General features: G+C 70.6%; 16 protein-coding genes and 5 pseudogenes. 4 read left to right on the top strand and 17 right to left on the bottom strand.

The genetic code is table 11. The features are described 5' to 3' along the window. Positions 1 to 25: 25 nt before the first annotated feature. Complete coding sequence (locus tag G4G29_RS22320; protein WP_244632035.1) at positions 26 to 337, bottom strand: hypothetical protein; 312 nt, start codon at positions 335 to 337, stop codon at positions 26 to 28. Further along, positions 304 to 1212 (bottom strand): heparan-alpha-glucosaminide N-acetyltransferase domain-containing protein, encoded by a 909-nt coding sequence (locus tag G4G29_RS13835; protein WP_244632036.1) that lies wholly within the window; start codon positions 1210 to 1212, stop codon positions 304 to 306. Before G4G29_RS13835 ends, G4G29_RS22320 begins: the two co-directional genes overlap by 34 nt. Before the next feature lie 43 nt (positions 1213 to 1255). On the opposite strand from G4G29_RS13835, the pseudogene hrpA reads away from it, so the two are divergent. Both hrpA and G4G29_RS22325 read left to right on the top strand, forming a co-directional pair. Beyond that, positions 1256 to 5172 (top strand): annotated as a pseudogene (gene hrpA / locus G4G29_RS13840) (ATP-dependent RNA helicase HrpA). 38 nt (positions 5173 to 5210) lie between these two features. Then, on the top strand, positions 5211 to 5714 hold the full coding sequence (locus G4G29_RS22325; RefSeq protein ID WP_244632037.1) for an alcohol dehydrogenase catalytic domain-containing protein: 504 nt from the start codon (positions 5211 to 5213) through the stop codon (positions 5712 to 5714). Positions 5715 to 5775: 61 nt separating this feature from the next. Here the strand turns inward: G4G29_RS22325 and G4G29_RS22330 are convergent, their stop codons facing one another. The 14 genes and pseudogenes from G4G29_RS22330 to G4G29_RS22355 all read right to left on the bottom strand — a co-directional run bounded on the left by G4G29_RS22330 (position 5776) and on the right by G4G29_RS22355 (position 15171). After that, positions 5776 to 6102, bottom strand: a complete 327-nt coding sequence (locus tag G4G29_RS22330; RefSeq protein ID WP_244632038.1) for a hypothetical protein — start codon at positions 6100 to 6102, stop codon at positions 5776 to 5778. Between the two features lie 70 nt (positions 6103 to 6172). Next, a pseudogene (locus tag G4G29_RS13850) lies at positions 6173 to 6779 on the bottom strand (alkylhydroperoxidase domain protein). Next, on the bottom strand, positions 6776 to 7405 hold the full coding sequence (locus G4G29_RS13855; RefSeq protein WP_183150518.1) for a CMD domain protein: 630 nt from the start codon (positions 7403 to 7405) through the stop codon (positions 6776 to 6778). Before G4G29_RS13855 ends, G4G29_RS13850 begins: the two are co-directional and overlap by 4 nt. Then, the gene (locus G4G29_RS22335; protein ID WP_244632663.1) at positions 7402 to 7800 is read right to left on the bottom strand and encodes a hypothetical protein; all 399 of its coding nucleotides are present in this window, start codon (positions 7798 to 7800) and stop codon (positions 7402 to 7404) included. The genes G4G29_RS13855 and G4G29_RS22335 overlap by 4 nt, the downstream gene beginning before the upstream one ends. 412 nt (positions 7801 to 8212) lie before the next feature. After that, a pseudogene (locus G4G29_RS22340) lies at positions 8213 to 8452 on the bottom strand (LLM class flavin-dependent oxidoreductase); the annotation flags it as partial. Next, entirely contained in the window at positions 8449 to 8742 is a 294-nt protein-coding gene (locus G4G29_RS24115) for an ABC transporter ATP-binding protein (protein WP_345941081.1), read from the bottom strand. The pseudogene G4G29_RS22340 and the gene G4G29_RS24115, both read right to left, overlap by 4 nt. Continuing rightward, entirely contained in the window at positions 8706 to 9614 is a 909-nt protein-coding gene (locus G4G29_RS24120) for an ATP-binding cassette domain-containing protein (RefSeq protein ID WP_345941082.1), read from the bottom strand. The genes G4G29_RS24115 and G4G29_RS24120 overlap by 37 nt, the downstream gene beginning before the upstream one ends. Further along, positions 9608 to 10105 (bottom strand): ATP-binding cassette domain-containing protein, encoded by a 498-nt coding sequence (locus tag G4G29_RS24125; protein WP_345941083.1) that lies wholly within the window; start codon positions 10103 to 10105, stop codon positions 9608 to 9610. Before G4G29_RS24125 ends, G4G29_RS24120 begins: the two co-directional genes overlap by 7 nt. Before the next feature lie 52 nt (positions 10106 to 10157). After that, entirely contained in the window at positions 10158 to 11054 is an 897-nt protein-coding gene (locus G4G29_RS13870) for an ABC transporter permease (RefSeq protein ID WP_183150519.1), read from the bottom strand. A gap of 144 nt (positions 11055 to 11198) precedes the next feature. Continuing rightward, positions 11199 to 11480: pseudogene (locus tag G4G29_RS22345) on the bottom strand (ABC transporter permease subunit); the annotation flags it as partial. Beyond that, positions 11366 to 12028 carry an ABC transporter permease gene (locus tag G4G29_RS13875; protein WP_244632039.1) on the bottom strand — a complete coding sequence of 221 codons (663 nt, stop codon included), beginning with the start codon at positions 12026 to 12028 and terminating at the stop codon, positions 11366 to 11368. The pseudogene G4G29_RS22345 and the gene G4G29_RS13875, both read right to left, overlap by 115 nt. Before the next feature lie 16 nt (positions 12029 to 12044). After that, entirely contained in the window at positions 12045 to 13679 is a 1635-nt protein-coding gene (locus G4G29_RS13880; RefSeq protein WP_183150520.1) for a TIGR04028 family ABC transporter substrate-binding protein, read from the bottom strand. Positions 13680 to 13798: 119 nt separating this feature from the next. Beyond that, on the bottom strand, positions 13799 to 14296 hold the full coding sequence (locus G4G29_RS22350; RefSeq protein WP_244632040.1) for a hypothetical protein: 498 nt from the start codon (positions 14294 to 14296) through the stop codon (positions 13799 to 13801). Then, positions 14221 to 15171: an LLM class flavin-dependent oxidoreductase gene (locus G4G29_RS22355; protein WP_345941183.1), complete on the bottom strand. Its 951-nt coding sequence runs from the start codon at positions 15169 to 15171 to the stop codon at positions 14221 to 14223. Before G4G29_RS22355 ends, G4G29_RS22350 begins: the two co-directional genes overlap by 76 nt. A gap of 165 nt (positions 15172 to 15336) precedes the next feature. On the opposite strand from G4G29_RS22355, the gene G4G29_RS13890 reads away from it, so the two are divergent. Further along, entirely contained in the window at positions 15337 to 16323 is a 987-nt protein-coding gene (locus tag G4G29_RS13890; RefSeq protein ID WP_183150521.1) for a Gfo/Idh/MocA family oxidoreductase, read from the top strand. A gap of 2 nt (positions 16324 to 16325) precedes the next feature. Further along, a pseudogene (locus tag G4G29_RS13895) lies at positions 16326 to 17293 on the top strand (NYN domain-containing protein). A 27-nt stretch (positions 17294 to 17320) separates the two neighbouring features. On the opposite strand, the gene G4G29_RS13900 reads toward G4G29_RS13895, so the two are convergent. Then, positions 17321 to 17611, bottom strand: a complete 291-nt coding sequence (locus G4G29_RS13900; RefSeq protein WP_183150522.1) for a Dabb family protein — start codon at positions 17609 to 17611, stop codon at positions 17321 to 17323. Positions 17612 to 17621 lie beyond the last annotated feature (10 nt).

Raw genomic sequence — 17621 nt, forward strand, 5'->3', positions numbered from 1 at the left:
GGGGATGTGGAAGAAGTCCCTCGGTTCAGCGCCGCGGAACCGCCGCCATCGCCGCCGCGCCGCGACCGACGAGCCGTTCCAAGGGTCCGCGTCCGAAGAACATCGACCACAGGGTCGTCACAACCAGCAGGCCCACCGCCGTCGCCGCCCAGACCGCGTTGCTCGAGAAGAACGCGCCCGGCCCGCCGACCAGGACGATGGACAGCACGTGCGCGCTGTATGCCGTCAGCGGCATGGATCCGAGCGCGCCGAGGGGCAGCAGCACCCACCGCAGGGGCCCTGCCAGCAGCAGGCACAGCGCGATCACCGCGAGCGCGAACCCGCCGGAGCCGAGCACCTCGGCCGTCCCCCGCTGTGAGGTTCGACCGCGAACACCGCGGCGACCAAGGCGCCCAGCGGGTCGGCCGCCGCGAGCGCCTGCGGATACCCCTCCCACCCGCTCGGAGCGGACAGGACCCCGCCGTCGCTCTCGATGAACGAGCCGTCCGCGAAGGACGAGCTGCCGTCCGGAGCCCCCGTGAGCCCCGCGGACTGCCCGATGCCACCGAGTCCGTAGCCTGCGACCGCGAGCACGAGGCCGAGGCCGAGCGCGATCACGGCGGTGCGGATCCGCTCCACGTGCATCCGCCCCAGAGCCATGCCGCCCAGCACGAGCGCCATCCACACCGTGATCGGGTACGTCCCGTACAGCACGAACCCGATGCCGGCGCCGAACGGGTGCAGCATCACCGCGCCGAGGAAGGCGAGCAGTGCGGGTCCGAGCAGCGCGAGCACGGCAGCCCCGAGCAGCAACTGCCACGGACGCCACCGCAGGAACGGGATCACGGCGATGTAGAGGATGCCGTAGAGCGTGAGGATCACCGCGATCGGGGTGTTCAGCATCTCGAGGGCGAGCCCGATCAGGAAGATCACCGCTCCGCGTCCGACGAGGTTCAGCCGGATGCCGGGGAGACGCCCCGGGTCGGGCAGCGCGCTGCGGCCGGTCATCAGGGCGATCGACACTCCCGCGAGCAGGGCGAAGAGGATCGAGGACCGCCCGTGCACGAGGTCGGTCCACGTCGAAGGATCGACGAGGTCGAAGGCCTCCGTCTCGCCGATGTGCGCTCCGGCCATGCCGAGGATCGCCAACCCCCTCGCGACATCGAGGCCGAGGATGCGCGGAGGGCGCCCGAACTCACGGAACCATCGGACGGGAGCCAGGGCGGTGATCACCAGATGATCGTAGGGGGCGATTCCCGTCATACGATGGAGGGCTATGTCCTCCCCCGTGATCTCCTATCCCCCGGAGCTGCCCGTCAGCGCCGCCAGGGGCGAGATCGCCGATGCCATCCGCGACCACCAGGTCGTGATCGTCGCGGGGGCGACCGGCTCCGGCAAGACCACCCAGCTGCCGAAGATCGCCCTCGAACTGGGGCGCGAGCGCATCGCGCACACGCAGCCCCGCCGACTGGCCGCCCGGACCATCGCGGAACGTGTCGCGGAAGAACTGCACGTCGAGCTCGGCACCCTCGTCGGCTACAAGGTGCGCTTCACCGACAAGGTCTCGGACGCCACTCGCATCGCCCTGATGACCGACGGCATCCTCCTCAACGAGATCCACCGCGACCGGCTGCTCACCCGCTACGACACGATCATCATCGACGAGGCGCACGAACGCTCCCTCAACGTCGACTTCCTGCTGGGGTATCTGGCCCGCATCCTGCCGGAACGTCCCGACCTCAAGATGATCATCACCTCGGCGACGATCGACCCGGAGAGCTTCGCGAAGCACTTCGCCGCAGCGGACGGCACGCCGGCACCGATCATCGAGGTGTCGGGGCGCACGTATCCCGTCGAGATCCGCTACCGCGGCCCGGTCGAAGACGCGGACGACGAGAGCGCACCGGCCGAGCCGGAGGACGAGGTCTCGGCGATCGTCGCCGCACTGCGCGAACTCGACCGGGAGGCCCCGGGTGATGTGCTCGTCTTCCTGCCCGGCGAGGCCGAGATCCGCGACGCCGCGGATGCCGTGCGCGGCGCCTACGCGAACGACCGCTCCCCCACCGAGGTGCTGCCGCTGTTCGGTCGCCTCTCCGCCGCCGACCAGCACCGGGTCTTCGAACGCAGCAGGGTCGCGGGCGTCCGTCGTCGGGTCATCCTCGCGACGAACGTCGCCGAGACGAGCCTCACGGTCCCCGGCATCAAGTACGTGATCGACACCGGGACCGCGCGCATCTCCCGCTACAGCAACCGCTCCAAAGTGCAGCGACTGCCGATCGAGGCCATCTCGCAGGCCTCGGCGAACCAGCGCTCCGGTCGCGCGGGGCGCACCAGCGACGGCATCGCGATCCGCCTGTACTCGGAAGAGGACTTCGACCGTCGCCCGGAGTTCACCGAGCCCGAGATCCTGCGCACCTCGCTGGCGTCGGTCATCCTGCAGATGCTGTCGCTCGGGTTCGGCGACATCAGCGCGTTCCCCTTCCTCACGCCGCCGGACTCCCGGGGCGTCAAAGCGGCCTTCGACCTGCTCACCGAGCTCGGAGCCGTCGAGCCCTCCCGTCGTGACGGCTCCCCGCACCTCACCCGCACCGGCCGCGACATCTCGCGCATGCCGATCGATCCGCGGTTCGCCCGCATGCTGATCGAGGCCGGGCGGTCCGGATCCGCCGGCACCGTGACCCGAGACGTGCTCGCGATCGTGTCGGGCATGACGATCCAGGACGTGCGGGAGCGGCCGGAGGAGCGCCGCGAGGAGGCCGACCGCCTGCACGCCCGCTTCGTCGATCCGACCAGCGACTTCCTGACCCTGCTGAACCTCTGGAACCACCTGCGCGAGCAGCAGCGTGAGCTCGGGTCCAGCGCGTTCCGTCGGCTGTGCCGCGCCGAGCATCTGAACTACGTGCGGGTGCGGGAGTGGTTCGATGTGCACCGCCAGCTGCGCACGCTCGTGAAGACGCCCGATCGCTCCCACGACGACACCGGGACGAGCGACCCCGACGCCATCCACCGCTCGCTGCTCGCCGGACTCCTGTCGCAGATCGGCATCCTCGACGAACGCACCGCTCCCGCGGGGAAGGCGCACTCCCCCGCCAAGGAGCAGAAGGGCCGGCGCATCGCGGAGTACCGGGGTGCCCGCGGCATCCGGTTCTCGATCTTCCCGGATCCGGTCTGCGCAAGAAGAGTCCTCGCGCCGTGATCGCCGCCGAGATCGTGGAGACCTCGCGCACCTTCGCCCGAACCGTCGCCGCGATCGACCCGGCGTGGGCGGAACCGCTGGCCGGTGACCTCGCCAAGCGGCAGGTGACCGAGCCGCACTGGTCGAAGGATGCCGGCGCCGCCGTCGCGTTCGAGAAGGTGACGCTGTTCGGACTCGAGATCATCCCGCGGCGCCGCGTGCAGTTCGCCCGCATCGACCGGCCAGCCTCGCGCGAGCTGTTCGTGCGGCACGCGCTCGTCGAAGGCGAGTGGGATCCGACGCGCATCGACAAGAGGGTGAGCGCGTTCTGGCGCAGCAACGCCGAGCTGCGCCGACGCCTCGAGAAGCTCGAAGAACGCGAGCGCCGCCGCGACATCCTCGCCGGCGATGAGGCCGTGTTCCGCTTCTACGATGAACGCATCCCCGCCGACGTGTTCGACGTGCGCTCGTTCGAGAGCTGGTGGCGCGAGGCCATGGCGACGACGCCGAAGCTGCTCGTCATGCGTGAGAGCGACCTGATCGACGATGAGGAGCGCGCGGATCAGCGCGAGTTCCCGACACGGTGGACGCAGGGCGATCAGGTCCTCGGACTCGCGTACCGGTTCGAGCCGGGCGCCGACGACGACGGTGTCAGCGTGGTGGTGCCCCTGCCCCTGCTGGCACAGCTCGAGGACCGCGGCTTCGACTGGCAGGTCCCCGGCCTGCGCGCCGAACTCGTGACCGGACTGCTGCGAGCGCTGCCGAAGGCCATCCGCCGCCACGTGGTGCCCGCAGCCGACTGGGCCGAGAAGTTCGGGGCAGAGCTCGCCGAAGAGGGTCCGGAGTCGCACGGCGGCCTGCCTCCACGCACGCTCAAGGACGCTCTCGCCCGGCTCATCCAGCCGCTCGCGAACCAGCTCGTCTCCGCCGTTGACTTCGAGGACGAGCGGGTGCCCGCGCACCTGCGCATGAACTTCCGCGCGGTGGACGAACGCGGCAGGGTCGTCGGCTCCGGACGTGATCTGCGAGCCCTGCAGGCGCAGCTCTCCGACCGCGCGCGCAGCAGCGTCGCGCGCTCGATCACCGCACCTCCCCGCTCCGGCGCCCCGGGCCCGAACCGCGGCGCCGAGCGCGTCGCCGCGGCACCGGTCGAACAGACCGGGCTGACGGGGTGGACGTTCGGGGAGCTGCCCGAGGTGCTCGACACGCGGGTCGCCGGCGGAGTCGTGCGCGGCTATCCGGCCATCGTCGACCAGGGCAAGAGCGTGGCGGTGCGCGTCGAGTCCACTCCTGAGGCCGCAGCTGCTGCGACCCGCGACGGCGTGCTGCGACTGGTGCTGCTGGGCGTCCCCTCGCCGTCGTCGTATGTTCAGGAGCACCTGACGAGCCAGGAGAAGCTGGCGCTCGCGGCTTCGTCGTACCCGTCAGCCGCTGCGCTGATCGAGGACTGTCGCGCCGCTGTGTCCCGGCGGGTCGTCCAGAGCATCGTGCCGGACGGGATCGTGCGCAGCGAGGCCGAATTCGTGCGGGTGCGCGACGCCGTGTCGGCGGTGCTCGTGGACGAGCTCTTCGCCTGCGTCTCGCTGGTCGCCCGCATCCTGACGAAGTCCCGCGACGTCGAGCGCGGGATCAAGTCGCAGAACTCTCTGGCGCTCCTCGGACCTCTCAACGACATCCGCACGCAGTTGAGCGGTCTGCTGCATCCCGGATTCGTCTCGGCCGCCGGCGCCGATCGGCTCGCGCACTTCCCGCGGTACCTCGAGGGCATGCTCGACCGGCTGAAGACGCTCGCGAGCGAGCCTGGCAAGGACCGCGCGCGCATGACCGAGTACGAGCGCATGGCGAAGGCGTTCGAAGACGCCGGCGGCACGATCCCGCTCGCCCGCGACGCCGCGCCCGCGCTCGTCGAGGTGCGCTGGCTGCTGGAGGAGTACCGGGTCAGCGTGTTCGCGCAGCGTCTCGGCACCGCACAGCCCGTGTCGCCGCAGCGGATCATGAAGGCGCTGTCAGGTCGCTGAGCCCTCGCTTCGGCCCTCGGCACGGGTAGCCTGAACGCATGGCTCGCGCGATCGTCTACACCGAAATCGGCTCCCCCGCTGTCCTGCACCTGATGGAGATCCCCGACCCCGTGGCGGCACGCGGCGAGGTCGTCGTCCGCATCGAGGCCGCCGGCGTGAACCCCATCGACGCGAAGCTGCGCAGCGGCAAGCGCCCGTCGCCGCCGATCACGGAACCGCGCCCTGTCGGATTCGACGGCGCCGGTGTCGTCGAGGTGCTCGGCGAGGGCGTCGATCGGTTCGCGGTCGGCGATCGGGTGGCGATCCGCGACGCGCACGGCACCTACGCCTCGGCGCTCGCGATCGCGACCGAGAACCTCGAGAAGCTCCCCGACGCCGTCACGATGGCCGAGGGCGCGGCGATCGGCATCCCCTCCGGCACGGCCTATCAGGCGCTGCGCTCCCTCGGAGTGACCGAGGGCGACGTCCTGCTCGTGCACGCCGGCTCGGGGGCGGTCGGCCAGGCGGCGGTGCAGTTCGCCGTCGCGGGGGTGCGACCGTGATCGCCACCGCCAGCACGGCCCGCCACGACCAGCTGCGCGAGCTCGGCGCGATCCCCGTGGCCTACGGCGACGGGCTGCTCGAGCGGGTCCGCGAGGCCGCTCCATCTCCCGTCACGGTCGTGCTCGACGGCGCGGGCACCGACGAGGCGATCGAGACCTCGCTCGCCCTGGTCGCCGACCGCGACCGGATCGCGACGATCGTGCGTGGACCGGACGCCGCATCGTTCGGCATCCGCGCGTTCTCGGGCGGATCGCCGGTGCCGCTGAGCGCGGAGGAGCTCGCATGGCGCGCCGAGGCGCTGCCGAAGACCATCGAGCTGCTCGCCGCCGGCGACTTCACGATCGAGCTGGGCCCGGAACTCCCCTCGCCGAAGCGGCGCAGGCCCATGAGCTCATGGAGTCCGGCGCCACCTCGGGCAAGATCATCCTCGTGCCGTAGCCGAGGGTCACGTCGGGGTTCAGGCTGGAGCCACCGGGCGTCCGATCGACAGCATGAGCCGGTTCGCCCAGTTGAAGAACGCGGCGCCGTGGATGAAGTCGGCGATCTCCAGGTCGTCGAGTCCGGCCGCGCGCAGCCGCACGATCTCGTCCTCCCCGAACGCGTTCGGCGTGTCGGTGAGGGCGACGGATGCCGCGACGACGGCGTTCCAGCGCTCGCCGAGGTCGGCGTCCACCCCCTCGTCGAGCAGGAGGTCGACGTCGTCCGTGCGCTTGCTGTGGTGCGCGGCGAAGCGCGAGTGCACCGAGGCGCAGAACACGCAGCCGTTGCGACGGGATGCCGCGGTCGCGGCCAACTCGCGGTCGGCGCGGGGCAGCCCCTCCGCGGCGTTGTAGAAGATGTCCTTGTCGACGAGGGTGCGCGCTTTCAACACCTCGGGGTCGCGGGCCAGCAGACGGAAGTAGTCGTTCTTCGCGCGAGCCGCGTCGACGAGACCGTCGAAGTGACGCTCGGTCAGGTCCTCCTCGGCGAGCGGTGCGAGGTGGGACCCACCCGACCTCCCCGCGGGTGAACGCGTGCGGATGCGGGGCGTCGTCGTGACGGAGCACGGTGGTCTCGGCGGTCATGCGGCTTCCTCCTCGGAGATCTCGGGCGTGGCGGTCGTGGTCAGCCCTGCGGCGGCGAGCACGCGGAGCCCGGTGACGACACGCTGCTGGAAGGCGAGGAAAGACACCAGCTGCGACAACGTCACGATGCCGTCGGTCGACCAGCCCGCGTCGACCAGGCGCCCGAGGTCGGTGCCCGAGGCCTCGCGCGGGCGGAACACCAGCAGGTGCGTGTGCGTGAGGGCGGCGGCCACGCGCTCGCCCACGGCGGCGACGACGGCCTCGGACGGGACGTAGCGCGGGCCGTCGGCGTTCTCGGCCTGCAACCCCAGCTCGGTGTAGGTGCCGAACGGCCCCCTGGTCGCCGCCACAGCCGCCTCGGCGACCACGACGGCCGCGCGCTGCGGATCGCCCTCCTGCGCGCGGGCGGCGTAGAACTCCGCGGTCGGGTCTTCGGCGCCGGCGAGACCGGTGGCGAAAGCGGCGACGAGTTCGCGTTCGGCCTGCGACACGTGCTCCACGCTCGCCGGACGGAAGAGGGCGTCGAAGCTCGCCTGCAACTGCTCTCTGGTGACGGGACGGCGACGGCGCAGGACGTCCAGCTCCGGCGTCACCTCCGCGATCCGGTCCACGATGTCGTCGGTCATGCGTTCTCCTTGAGGGTGAGGTTCTGGTCGGTACTGATGCGGTGCGGGGTGGGGGTGAGCGCGTAGCCGAGGGCCGGGGCGACCTCGTCGGCGAAGAGTGCGATCGAGCGCAGCACGTGCTCGTGCGGGGCGTCGACGGAGTGCACCTGGAAGGCGACCTCGGTCGCGCGGGCGAGGGTGGTGTCGGCGGCGAGGGAATCCGCCACCTCCTCCGGAGTGCCCAGGTGCGTGTCGAGTGCGGCGATCAGCTCGTCGATGCTGTCGCCCGGGATCGTCTGGCCCTGACGGCGGAAGCCCTCGGCCGCGCGGCGCAGACCGACCTCGGCGAAGCGCAGCGCCTCGGCACGGTCGTCCGCGACGAACACGGTGCGCGAGGCGGTGATCCGCGGCGCCACTCCTCCGGCAGCGCCTCGAGGTAGGCGTCGATGATCGGATCCTGCAGGGCGGAGAGCGGCGCCTGCAGCCGGTCGGCACTGCGCGGCTGTGTGCGGGACAGCAGCAGACCGTGCCCGTGGATGCCGGCGCGATGCCCACCCGGTACCGAGAACGTCGCCTGCCAGACGCGGTCCGCGAGGTCCCCGGCATCCGGATACAGGGAGTTGCCCGCACCGACGTCCCGCCCGGCGAGACCGTCCAGCAGGGTCCGCAGCTTGCGGTCGTAGGTCGGTCCCTTGTCGCGCACATCCTCCCCGAACGGCGCGAACGACGAAGGCGTGCCGCCGCTGCCGAGTCCCAGATCGACGCGACCCCGGAGAGCAGATCGGCGACCACGGCATCTTCGGCCACCCGCACCGGGTCTTCCAGCGGCAATGTGATCACCCCGGTGCCGAGACGGATGGCGGAGGTCACGGCAGCGACGTTCGCGAGGAACACCAGAGGTGACGGCAGTCCTCCCTCGGCAGCGTGGAAGTGGTGCTGGGCGACCCACGCCCGACCGATGCCGTGCCGCTCGGCCTGCTGGATCTGCGCGGTCGCGAACGCGTACCGCTCGGCAGGGGCGGCGTCGTCGAGCAGTCGGGTGAAGAACGCGACGGTGGGTGCGGTCATGCGGGTACCTCTCTGGTGCCGGAGACTTCTCTGGTTCCGGGCACTGCGGCCAGCAGCTCCCGGGTGTAGTCGTGCTGCGGGTCGCGGAAGAGGTCTTCCGTCTGCCCCTCCTCGACGATCTGGCCGCGGCGCATGACCGAGACCGTGTGGCTGATCCGCCGCACCACGGCCAGGTCGTGCGAGATGAACAGGTAGGTGAGTCCGAGCTCGGCCTGCAGCGAGGTGAGCAGCTCGAGGATGCGCGCCTGAACGGTCACATCCAGTGCCGACACCGCCTCGTCGAGGACCACGACCTCCGGGTCGATCGCGAGCGCTCTCGCGATCGCGACCGCTGCCGCTGACCGCCCGAGAGCTCACCGGGGGTGCGACGTGCGACGTCGATCGGCAGCGAGACCCGCTCGAGCAGTGCGTGCGCGCGCTCCCGCCGCTCGATGCGCGTCCCGACCCGGAAGTTCCGCAGCGGCTCCGCGACGATGTCGACGATCTGCTGGCGCGGGTCCAGTGACGCGAAGGGGTTCTGGTAGACGAGCTGCACGCGCCGACGCAGTGCCCGCAGCTGGTCGCGCTTCGCCTGGGTCACGTCCTCGCCGTCGAGTTCGATGGTGCCGGCGTCGGGCTGATGGAACCGCGTGACGAGTCGGGCCGTGGTGGTCTTGCCGGAGCCCGACTCCCCCCACGAGCGCGCGTGCGTGGTGCCACGGCGGACCTTGAACGACACGTCATCCACCGCACGGAAACGCTCGCGCCCCGCCACACGGAACTCCTTCACGAGGCCCTCGGCGACGATGGCGAACGGGTTCTCGGCGGCGACGGCCGCGGCATCCCGGAGGAACGGCGGCGCATCCGGACGCCGGAAACCGGTGGCGAATGCCGGAGCGTCCGAGAGCAGCTGCCGTGTGTACGCGTCGGCGGGCGCCGCGAGCACCGCATCGCTGCGCCCCTCCTCCACGATCCGTCCGTCCTTGAGCACGACGAGCCGCTCGGCGCGGTCGGCGGCGACCCCGAGGTCGTGGGTCACGAGCAGGATGCTGGTGCCTTCGTCGCGCTGCAACTCGTCGAGCAGATCCAGCACCTTCCGCTGCACCGTGGCGTCGAGGGCGCTGGTGGGCTCATCCGCGATCAGCAGTCGGGGCCGCAGGGCGATGGCGGTGGCGATCAGCACGCGCTGCCGCATCCCCCGGAGAGCTCGTGCGGATACTGGCGTGCCCGCAGGTCGGGATCGTCGATGCCGACGCGGTCGAGCAGCTCGATGGCTCGTGCGTGCCGCGACCGACGGTCCCGGTGCCCGTGCAGGCGAAGGATCTCCTCGACCTGCGCGCCGATCGTGCGCACGGGGTCGAGCGAGGTGGTCGGATCCTGCGGCACGAGGCCGATCTCGGGCCCGCGGATGCCCCGCAGCGCGCGGTCGGACCACCCCGAGATGTCGAGATCGCCCAGCACGACCGTCCCACCGTCGACCCTTCCTCCCGGCGGGAGGAGACCGAGCAGTGCATGGGCGGTCGTGGACTTGCCCGACCCCGACTCGCCCACCAGCGCGAGGGTCTCGCCCTCGTGGATCTCGAACGAGACGCCGTGCACGACTTCCCGACGCGCGTCCCGGTCGCCGTAGGAGATCCGCAGGTCGGTCGCGGAGATGACAGGTGTGCTGCTCATTTCCCGCTGCTTCCGATTCGATGACCGAGCAGTGCTGATGACCTCACGACACTCACTTCCCGCTCCTTCCGATTCGATGACTGATGCGGTTCGCGCTGAGCACGACCACCACGACGACCAGGCCGGGCAACGCCGTGAGCCACCACGCGGTGCCGACGTAGTTCCGACCGTCGGCGATCAGCAGCCCCCATTCCGGGGTGGGCGGTGGCGCACCGTAGCCGAGGAACCCCAGAGTGGAGATCGCGAGGATCGCACTGCCGAACTGCAACGCAGCGAGCGCGAGGATCGGCGTCAGGGAGTTCGGCAGCACGTGCCGACGGAGGACCGCGGCGAAGGTGGCACCGCTGCCGAAGGCCGCTTCGACATACTCGGTGCGGCGCACGCGCGCGACCTCGGCACGCATGAGCCTGGCGAACGCGGCGACGCTGCCGAGACCGACGGCGATCGCCGCGTTCACGGTGCCGAAACCCAACAGGATGATCACCGAGAGCGCCAGCAGCAGCCCCGGGATCGCGAGGAGCACGTCGACGATGCGCATCAGCACGTCGTCGACCACACCGCCGACGGCGCCGGCGATCGCGCCGATGAGAGTGCCGAGCGCCAGCCCGACCGTCACCGCGATGAGCGCACCCGACAGCGAGTGCACGGCGCCGTGCACGACCCGTCCGAACAGATCACGACCGAGCGTGTCGATCCCGAACCAGTGCGCGGCGCTCGGCGGCAGCAGCTTGTCGGCCGGAACCCCGGTGAGCGGGTCGCCCGGCGCGAAGACCCCAGGAACGATCGCCCACAGGACGGCCACGCCGACGACGACGAACGCCAGATACAGCCCCCACGACCGACCACGCAAGCGACGACGCCGGCGGGGCGAAGGCACGCTCCCGGCGGCGGTCGAGGCCGGTGTGCCGTCGGCCTCGACGGCCGTCTCGGCGATCACGGATGTGGTCATGCGGACACCTCCTGAGGTGCGAGCCGCCCGCCGACGGCGGCGGGGGTACGAGCGACGCTGCGCTGGCGAGGGTCGATGAGGGGTCACGAGGTCGACCGCGAAGCTGATGACCACGAAACCGAGCGCCGACAGCAGGACGACGCCCTGCAGCACAGGGATGTCCTGGTTCGCCACGGCCTGCTCCGTGAGGCGGCCGATGCCCGTCCGCCCGAACACGGTCTCGGTCACGACCGCCCCGCCGACCAGTTCGCCGAACAGCACCCCCGCGATCGTGAGGGTGGGCACGGCGGCGTTGCGGGCGACCGAACGCGTCAGCACCCACAGCGGCGGAGCGCCCTTGGCACGGACCACCGTGACGAAGGGCTGCGCCTGCACCTGATCGATCGCGCGGACCAGCACCTGTGCCAGTGGGGCGGAGATCGGCACCGCGAGCGTGAGCACGGGAGCACGAGCCCGCTCACCGGGTCCGCTCCGACGATCGGCACCCAGCCGAGCCCGAACGAGAACACCTGGATCAGGAGGATGCCGAGCCAGAAGACCGGGACCGCGACGAAGAGACCTGGCACCTGACGCAGGCCGTCGCGCAGCCATGCGAACGGTGCGAGCGAGGAGAGCCCGGCGATCAGGACCGCGAGCAGCAGCGCGACCACGAGTCCGAGCGATGCCAGCAGCAGCGTCGCCGGCAGGGCTTCGGCGAGCATGGTCAGCACCGGCGTGCCGAACTGCGTCGAGAACCCGAAGTCTCCGGCGAGGAACCCGAGACCCGCGTGCACGTACTGCTCCCACCAGGGCAGGTCGGCCCCGTAGGTCGCGCGGATGCTGTCGAGCTGATCCGGGGACAACCCGAGGCTGGGGTCCGAGAACTTGATCAGGATCGCATCGCCCGGCAGCAGCTGCAGCAGGAAGAAGGTGGCCGTGAAGGCCGCGATCAGCACGATCGCGGCCTGCCCGGCTCGTCGGAGGACGAAGCTCATCGAAGCACCATGCCGATCAGTGCTCGGCGAGCCAGACGCCGGAGAATGTGGGGCGCCCCACCGACTCGAAGGCGACACCGTGCACGTAGGTCGCGGTGCCGTACACCTGCGGCTCCTCGAACAGCGGGATCACGTACGCCTGCTCCGCGATGTAGTCCTGCACGGCCTGGGATGCCGCGATCCGCTTGTCGGCATCGGGCTCTGAGGCCACCGCGAGGAGCAGCTCGTCGAGCTTCGCGTCCTTCGAGATCAGCACGTCGCGGTTCTTCGTGAAGTACTGGCTCTTGATGACGTCGAGATCAGCACGACCGACCATCGAGTGGTAGAAGCCGGTCTTCAACGGATCGCGGGTGTCTTCGGCCGCACTGCCCGCATCGCCCGGCTTGACGGTGAGCTCGACACCGACCTTCGCCAACTGCTGCGCGACGAGCTCGAGCGACTGCTTCGACAGGGGCTGCGGCTTGGCCTCGTACACCGTGATGGCGAGCCGTTCCCCGTCCTTCTCGCGGATGCCGTCGGAGCCCGGCTCCCAGCCGGCCTCGTCGAGCAGTTCCGCGGCCTTGTCCGGGTCGTAGACATAGTGCTCCGACTCGTCCTTGTACCCGACGGCCTGCGACGACAGCACCGAGGTCGCCACCGGATAGTTCTCGGTGAAGAGCGTGTCGACGACCTCCTGGGCGTTCACGGCGGCGATGATCGCCTGGCGCACCCGGATGTCGGAGAGCAGCGGGTTCTCGGGGCGCAGGGCGATCGAGTTGTTCACCCCGCGGGTCTGCGGCGCGTAGAGGGTGAAGCCAGCGCCCTCGACGCGATCCTCGTCGAACGCCTGCACATAGCGCACGTAATCCGCCTGCCCCGCGAGCAGCGAACCGATGCGCACCGAGTCCTCCGGGGTGATCAGGACGTGCACCGCGTCGAGGTACGGACGGCCGTCGTTGTCGACCGTGCCGGGACCCCAGTCGTAGTCGTCGCGGGCGGTGAGCGTGTACTCGGTGCCGAGCTTCTCGTCCGTCACGGTGAACGGGCCCGATCCGATGATCTCCGCCGCGTTGCCCGCGCCGAAGTCCTCGATGGTGCCGTCGAGGGTCTCCGGCGACAGCAGGCCGGAGTTGATCGTCGAGGTCGCCTGCAGGAATCCGGGTGAGGGTGCGCTGAAGTGGAACGTCACCGTGTCCTCGTCGACGACCTCGCTGCCGGCGTAGTTGTTGATCGCCTCGGAGACCGTGAGTCCGCGGTCGGCGTCGCCAAGTCCGTAGGTGTCGAAGTTCTTCGCGACCGCAGCGGCGTCGAGCACGGTGCCGTCCGAGAAGGTGATGTCGGGGTTCAGGTCGAACGTGTACTCGGTCGCATCGTCGTTGACCGTCCACTCCGAGGCGACCCACGGCTCGATCTCGAGCGTGTCGGGGTTCTGCCACGTCAGGCGAGCCGCGATGTTGTTCACGATGCCCCCGTTCGGGTAGAACCCTGCCTGCGGCGGATACAGGTTCGTGTAGGCCTGGTGCTCGAGATAGGTGAGGGTGCCGCCCGTGACGGGGTCCCCGCCTTCCGCGGGGGCGTTCGCCGGGGCGGGCGATGAGGCGCACGCGGCGAGGCCGCCGGCGAGGACGAGCGGGAGCGCGAGTGCGGCGGCGCGGGTGAGACGGCGATTCATGCGAGGACTCCTCGGAGGGATGCTGTGGTTCGGGTGGACGGGATGGTGATCACGGTAGGAAGCGGGGATGCGACGGCGCGAGGCCGACGACTCCGCGGGTCGCAAGACGAAACCTCTCGTCACGCGTCGACATAGGAGGACACGCGCAGCCGGTCACGCAGGGTCGCTGGCGGCTTCTCCGCCGCGTCCCCCTCATCGCGCAGGAGTCCGCGACGACGCAGCTCCGGAGCGGCCGTGCGCGTGAACGCCTCGAACTGCGAGGGCTGGAACGCCGACAGCACATTGAAGCCGTCGGCGGCCTCGTCGTCGCGCCAGCGTTCGAAGTGGTCGGCGATCGTGCCGGCATCGCCGACCACGAACGCGGCGGGCACGGCGTGCGCCGCCACGAGGTGTCGCCACGTGAGCGCCTCGCCGGCCGAGCCCGCACCCACGATGCCCGCACCCGCGATGGCTCCCTCGGTGATGCGCAGTCCCGCGATGCGGGCGACACGCTCGATCAGCGCGGCGCCGCGCTCCCCCAGCCGGGCCTCCTCCGCACGCGTCACCGGCCGGTCGAAAGCGGCGGTGCGCAACGGGTCGTCGGCCGGCACCTCGAGGGCGTCGGCGAGCGCGTCCACCGTGCGGTTCTGAGGAAGGCCGTCCGTGCACTCTGATGGCCCTCCGCGAGCGGGACGAGCGCCAGAAGACGCTCCACGATGCGATGTGCGGCGGTATCCGTGTCGGCGACCACGGGCAGGACCGGTGCGATCACCTTGAGCGCATCCGGTGACCGGCCGGCCTCCACGGCGATGTCACGCAACGTGCGACGCGTCGCGATCGCCTCGGCGATGGTCGGCGCGGCGATGAGTGCCAGGTCGGCCGCGGTCGCCGCGAGCGCGCGCGACCGCGGCGACGTCCCCGCGTGCACGATCGGGATGCGACCCTGCGGTGGTCGGGCGACGTTGAGGGGCCCGGACACCCGCAGGTGCTCTCCGCGAAGGTCGGCGGAGCGGAGTCCTTCCGGATCGATCAGCACCCCTCGATCGGCATCGGCGACCCAGGCGTCCTCGGCCCACGAGTCCCACAGCCGTCGCAACGCCTCCACGAACTCCTCGGCGCGACCGTAACGCGCCTCGTTATCGGCATGCGCGTCCCTGCCATGGTTGCCCGCGGCGCGCGGCTCGGCTCCCGTGACGAGGTTGACGCCAGCGCGGCCCTGCGTCAGCACGTCGAGCGAGGCCAGCGAACGAGCCGTCGTGTAGGGGTCGGCGTAGGTCGTGTTCACGGTCGCGATCAGCCCGATCCGCGAGGTGACGCCCGCGAGGAAGAGCACGGCGCTGACCGGGTCGATGCGGGCGAGGAGATAAGGGTCGCGGAACTCCAGGTCGGGCCCCGTCGCCAGCCAGTCGCCGAAGAAGAGATAGTCGAGCCCCGCACCCTCCCCTCTCGCGCGATGTGCCGGAGGATGGCGGCGTCGGCGGCAGGGTCGCGATGCGCACCGGGGTGCCGCCAGCCGGAGGGGTACGCGCCGAGGGTGCGCACCATCGCACCGATGATGAGGGGATCGGTCATGCCCGACACGGTAGGAGCGCGCGCGACGACGCTGCCATGCCGCCGAAGCCGGGCGTCATGGGATGTAACAGACCGACACACCCGGCACACCCCCTACGCTGAGAGCATGACTGGTCTTCGGTGGGGAATCCTTGCGACCGGCGGTATCGCCGGTGCGTTCGCGTCCGATCTGCGCACGGCGGGGCTCGACCTCGTCGCCGTCGGGTCACGCTCCCAGGAGTCGGCGGACGCCTTCGCCGCACGCTTCGACATCGCGCACGCGCACCCCTCGTACGAAGCGCTCGTGTCCGATCCCGATGTCGACATCATCTACGTCTCCACCCCGCACCCGATGCATCACGAGAACGCACGGCTCGCACTCGAACACGGCAAGCACGTGCTCGTCGAGAAGGCCTTCACGCTGAACCGTGCAGAGGCCGCCGACCTGCAGGCGCTCGCCGCAGAGCGCGGTCTGCTCGTCATGGAGGCGATGTGGACGCGGTACCTGCCGCACATGGTCCGCATCCGCGAGCTCATCGCCGCCGGTGCTCTCGGCGAGATCCGCGCGGTCAGCGCCGATCACACGCAGCTGCTCCCCACCGACCCGACGCACCGGCTCAACGCCCTGGAGCTGGGAGGCGGCGCGCTGCTCGACCTCGGCATCTACCCGCTCTCGTTCATCTGGGACATCCTCGGCGCCCCGACCGAGATCCGCGCCGTCGGCCGACTCATCGAGACAGGCGCCGACTCCGAGGTCGCCACGGTCATGGTCCACGAGGGCGGCGCGATCTCGACGAGCCTCTCGTCGTCACGGGCGTCCGGACCCAACGCCGCCGGCATCATGGGCACGACCGCGCGCATCGACATCGACCGCGTCTGGTACGCCCCGACCACATTCCGCGTGGTGCTCCCCGACGGCACGGTCCAGGAGGAATACGTGTCAGACGTCGAGGGCCGAGGTATGCAGTATCAGGCGCTCGCGGCGGAGCGTCTGGTCCGCGACGGCATCCTCGAGGGCGACATCCTGCCCATCGCCGAGAGCGTGGCGATCATGGGCACGCTCGATGAGATCAGGGCGCAGATCGGCGTCCGCTATCCCCGAGAGGAGGCCTGATCATGGCGGAGACCACCGACGCCCGCGTGGCCGTCTACCTCGACTTCGACAACATCGTCATCTCCTGGTACGACCGCGTGCACGGCCGCAACGCCTACGGCAAGGACCGTCAGCGGATCACCGAGAACCCGAACGACCCCGAGGTCACGGACCGGTTGAGCCGCGCGATGATCGAGGTCGGCGCGATCATCGACTACGCCGCATCCTTCGGCACGCTGGTGCTGACCCGCGCCTACGCCGACTGGTCGTCGCCCGTGAACGCCGAATACCGGTCGCAGCTCGTGGCGCGCGCGGTGGACCTCGTCCAGCTCTTCCCCGCCGCCGCGTATGCGAAGAACGGCGCCGACATCCGACTCGCCGTCGACGCGGTGGAAGACATGTTCCGCCTTCCCGATCTCACCCACGTCGTGATCGTGGCGGGCGACAGCGACTACGTCCCCCTCGCCCAGCGGTGCAAACGGCTCGGTCGGTACGTGATCGGCGTCGGCGTGTCCGGCTCGACCGCCAAGTCCCTCGCCGCCGCGTGCGATGAGTTCGAGTCCTACGACTCGCTGCCGGGCGTCGTCCGCCCCACCAAGGTGGTCGCCGCCCCCGTCGCCGCACCCCGGTCGAACCCGCAGCACCGATCGCCGAGGCCGCGACGAAGCCCAAGACCGCCCCGAAGCGTGCGAAGTCCAGGCCTGCCGCGAAGACGGAGGAGCCCAGGGTCGAGGACAAGGTCGACGACCAGGAGGTCGCGACGCAGCTGCTGGAGCGTGCGCTGCGTCTCGGCCACGACAAGGCCGATGCCGACGAGTGGCTGCACAGTTCGGCCGTGAAGACGCACATGCGCCGCATGGATCCGTCGTTCAGCGAGAAGGCGCTCGGCTATCGCTCGTTCTCCGACTTCCTCAAGTCGCGTGACGACATCGCCGAGCTCGAGGAGACGGGGCACGAGCGGCTCGTCCGCCTGCGCGAGCCCGCAGCCTGACGACCGATCCCGTACCGCGGCGCGGTCTCACTCGACGAAGTCGTACTCCTGGAACGCGATGACCTCGGGCACCCACCGTTCGGAGACGAACGCCCGGTGCGCGGGGTGCGCGTCGTACGCATCGTAGGCCTCCTGGTCGGCGAAGCGCATGGAGAACTGGTGGGTCAGGTCGCTCTTCGCGCTCACCTGGCGTCGGATCGTGAACTCCTCGACCCCCGGAATCGCGGTGAGGACTGCGTGCCCGGTCGCCAGGAACTCCGCCTCCTCGGCAGACCCCGCGGGGTGGCGCAGGCGGAAGACGACGGTGTGCTGGATCATGCGGGCTCCT

It is taken from the genome of Microbacterium sp. Se63.02b, from assembly GCF_014171575.1.
Lineage (GTDB): Bacteria > Actinomycetota > Actinomycetes > Actinomycetales > Microbacteriaceae > Microbacterium.

Excerpts from the sequence above, each read along its gene's own strand:
- G4G29_RS22325 (WP_244632037.1), top strand. The coding sequence starts at position 5,211 with ATGGCTCGCGCGATCGTCTACACCGAAATCGGCTCCCCCGCTGTCCTG.
- G4G29_RS22330 (WP_244632038.1), bottom strand. The coding sequence starts at position 6,102 with ATGGGCCTGCGCCGCTTCGGCGAGGGGAGTTCCGGGCCCAGCTCGATC.
- G4G29_RS13855 (WP_183150518.1), bottom strand. The coding sequence starts at position 7,405 with ATGACCGACGACATCGTGGACCGGATCGCGGAGGTGACGCCGGAGCTG.
- G4G29_RS24125 (WP_345941083.1), bottom strand. The coding sequence starts at position 10,105 with ATGAGCAGCACACCTGTCATCTCCGCGACCGACCTGCGGATCTCCTAC.
- G4G29_RS13870 (WP_183150519.1), bottom strand. The coding sequence starts at position 11,054 with ATGACCACATCCGTGATCGCCGAGACGGCCGTCGAGGCCGACGGCACA.
- G4G29_RS13875 (WP_244632039.1), bottom strand. The coding sequence starts at position 12,028 with ATGAGCTTCGTCCTCCGACGAGCCGGGCAGGCCGCGATCGTGCTGATC.
- G4G29_RS13880 (WP_183150520.1), bottom strand. The coding sequence starts at position 13,679 with ATGAATCGCCGTCTCACCCGCGCCGCCGCACTCGCGCTCCCGCTCGTC.
- G4G29_RS13890 (WP_183150521.1), top strand. The coding sequence starts at position 15,337 with ATGACTGGTCTTCGGTGGGGAATCCTTGCGACCGGCGGTATCGCCGGT.
- G4G29_RS13900 (WP_183150522.1), bottom strand. The coding sequence starts at position 17,611 with ATGATCCAGCACACCGTCGTCTTCCGCCTGCGCCACCCCGCGGGGTCT.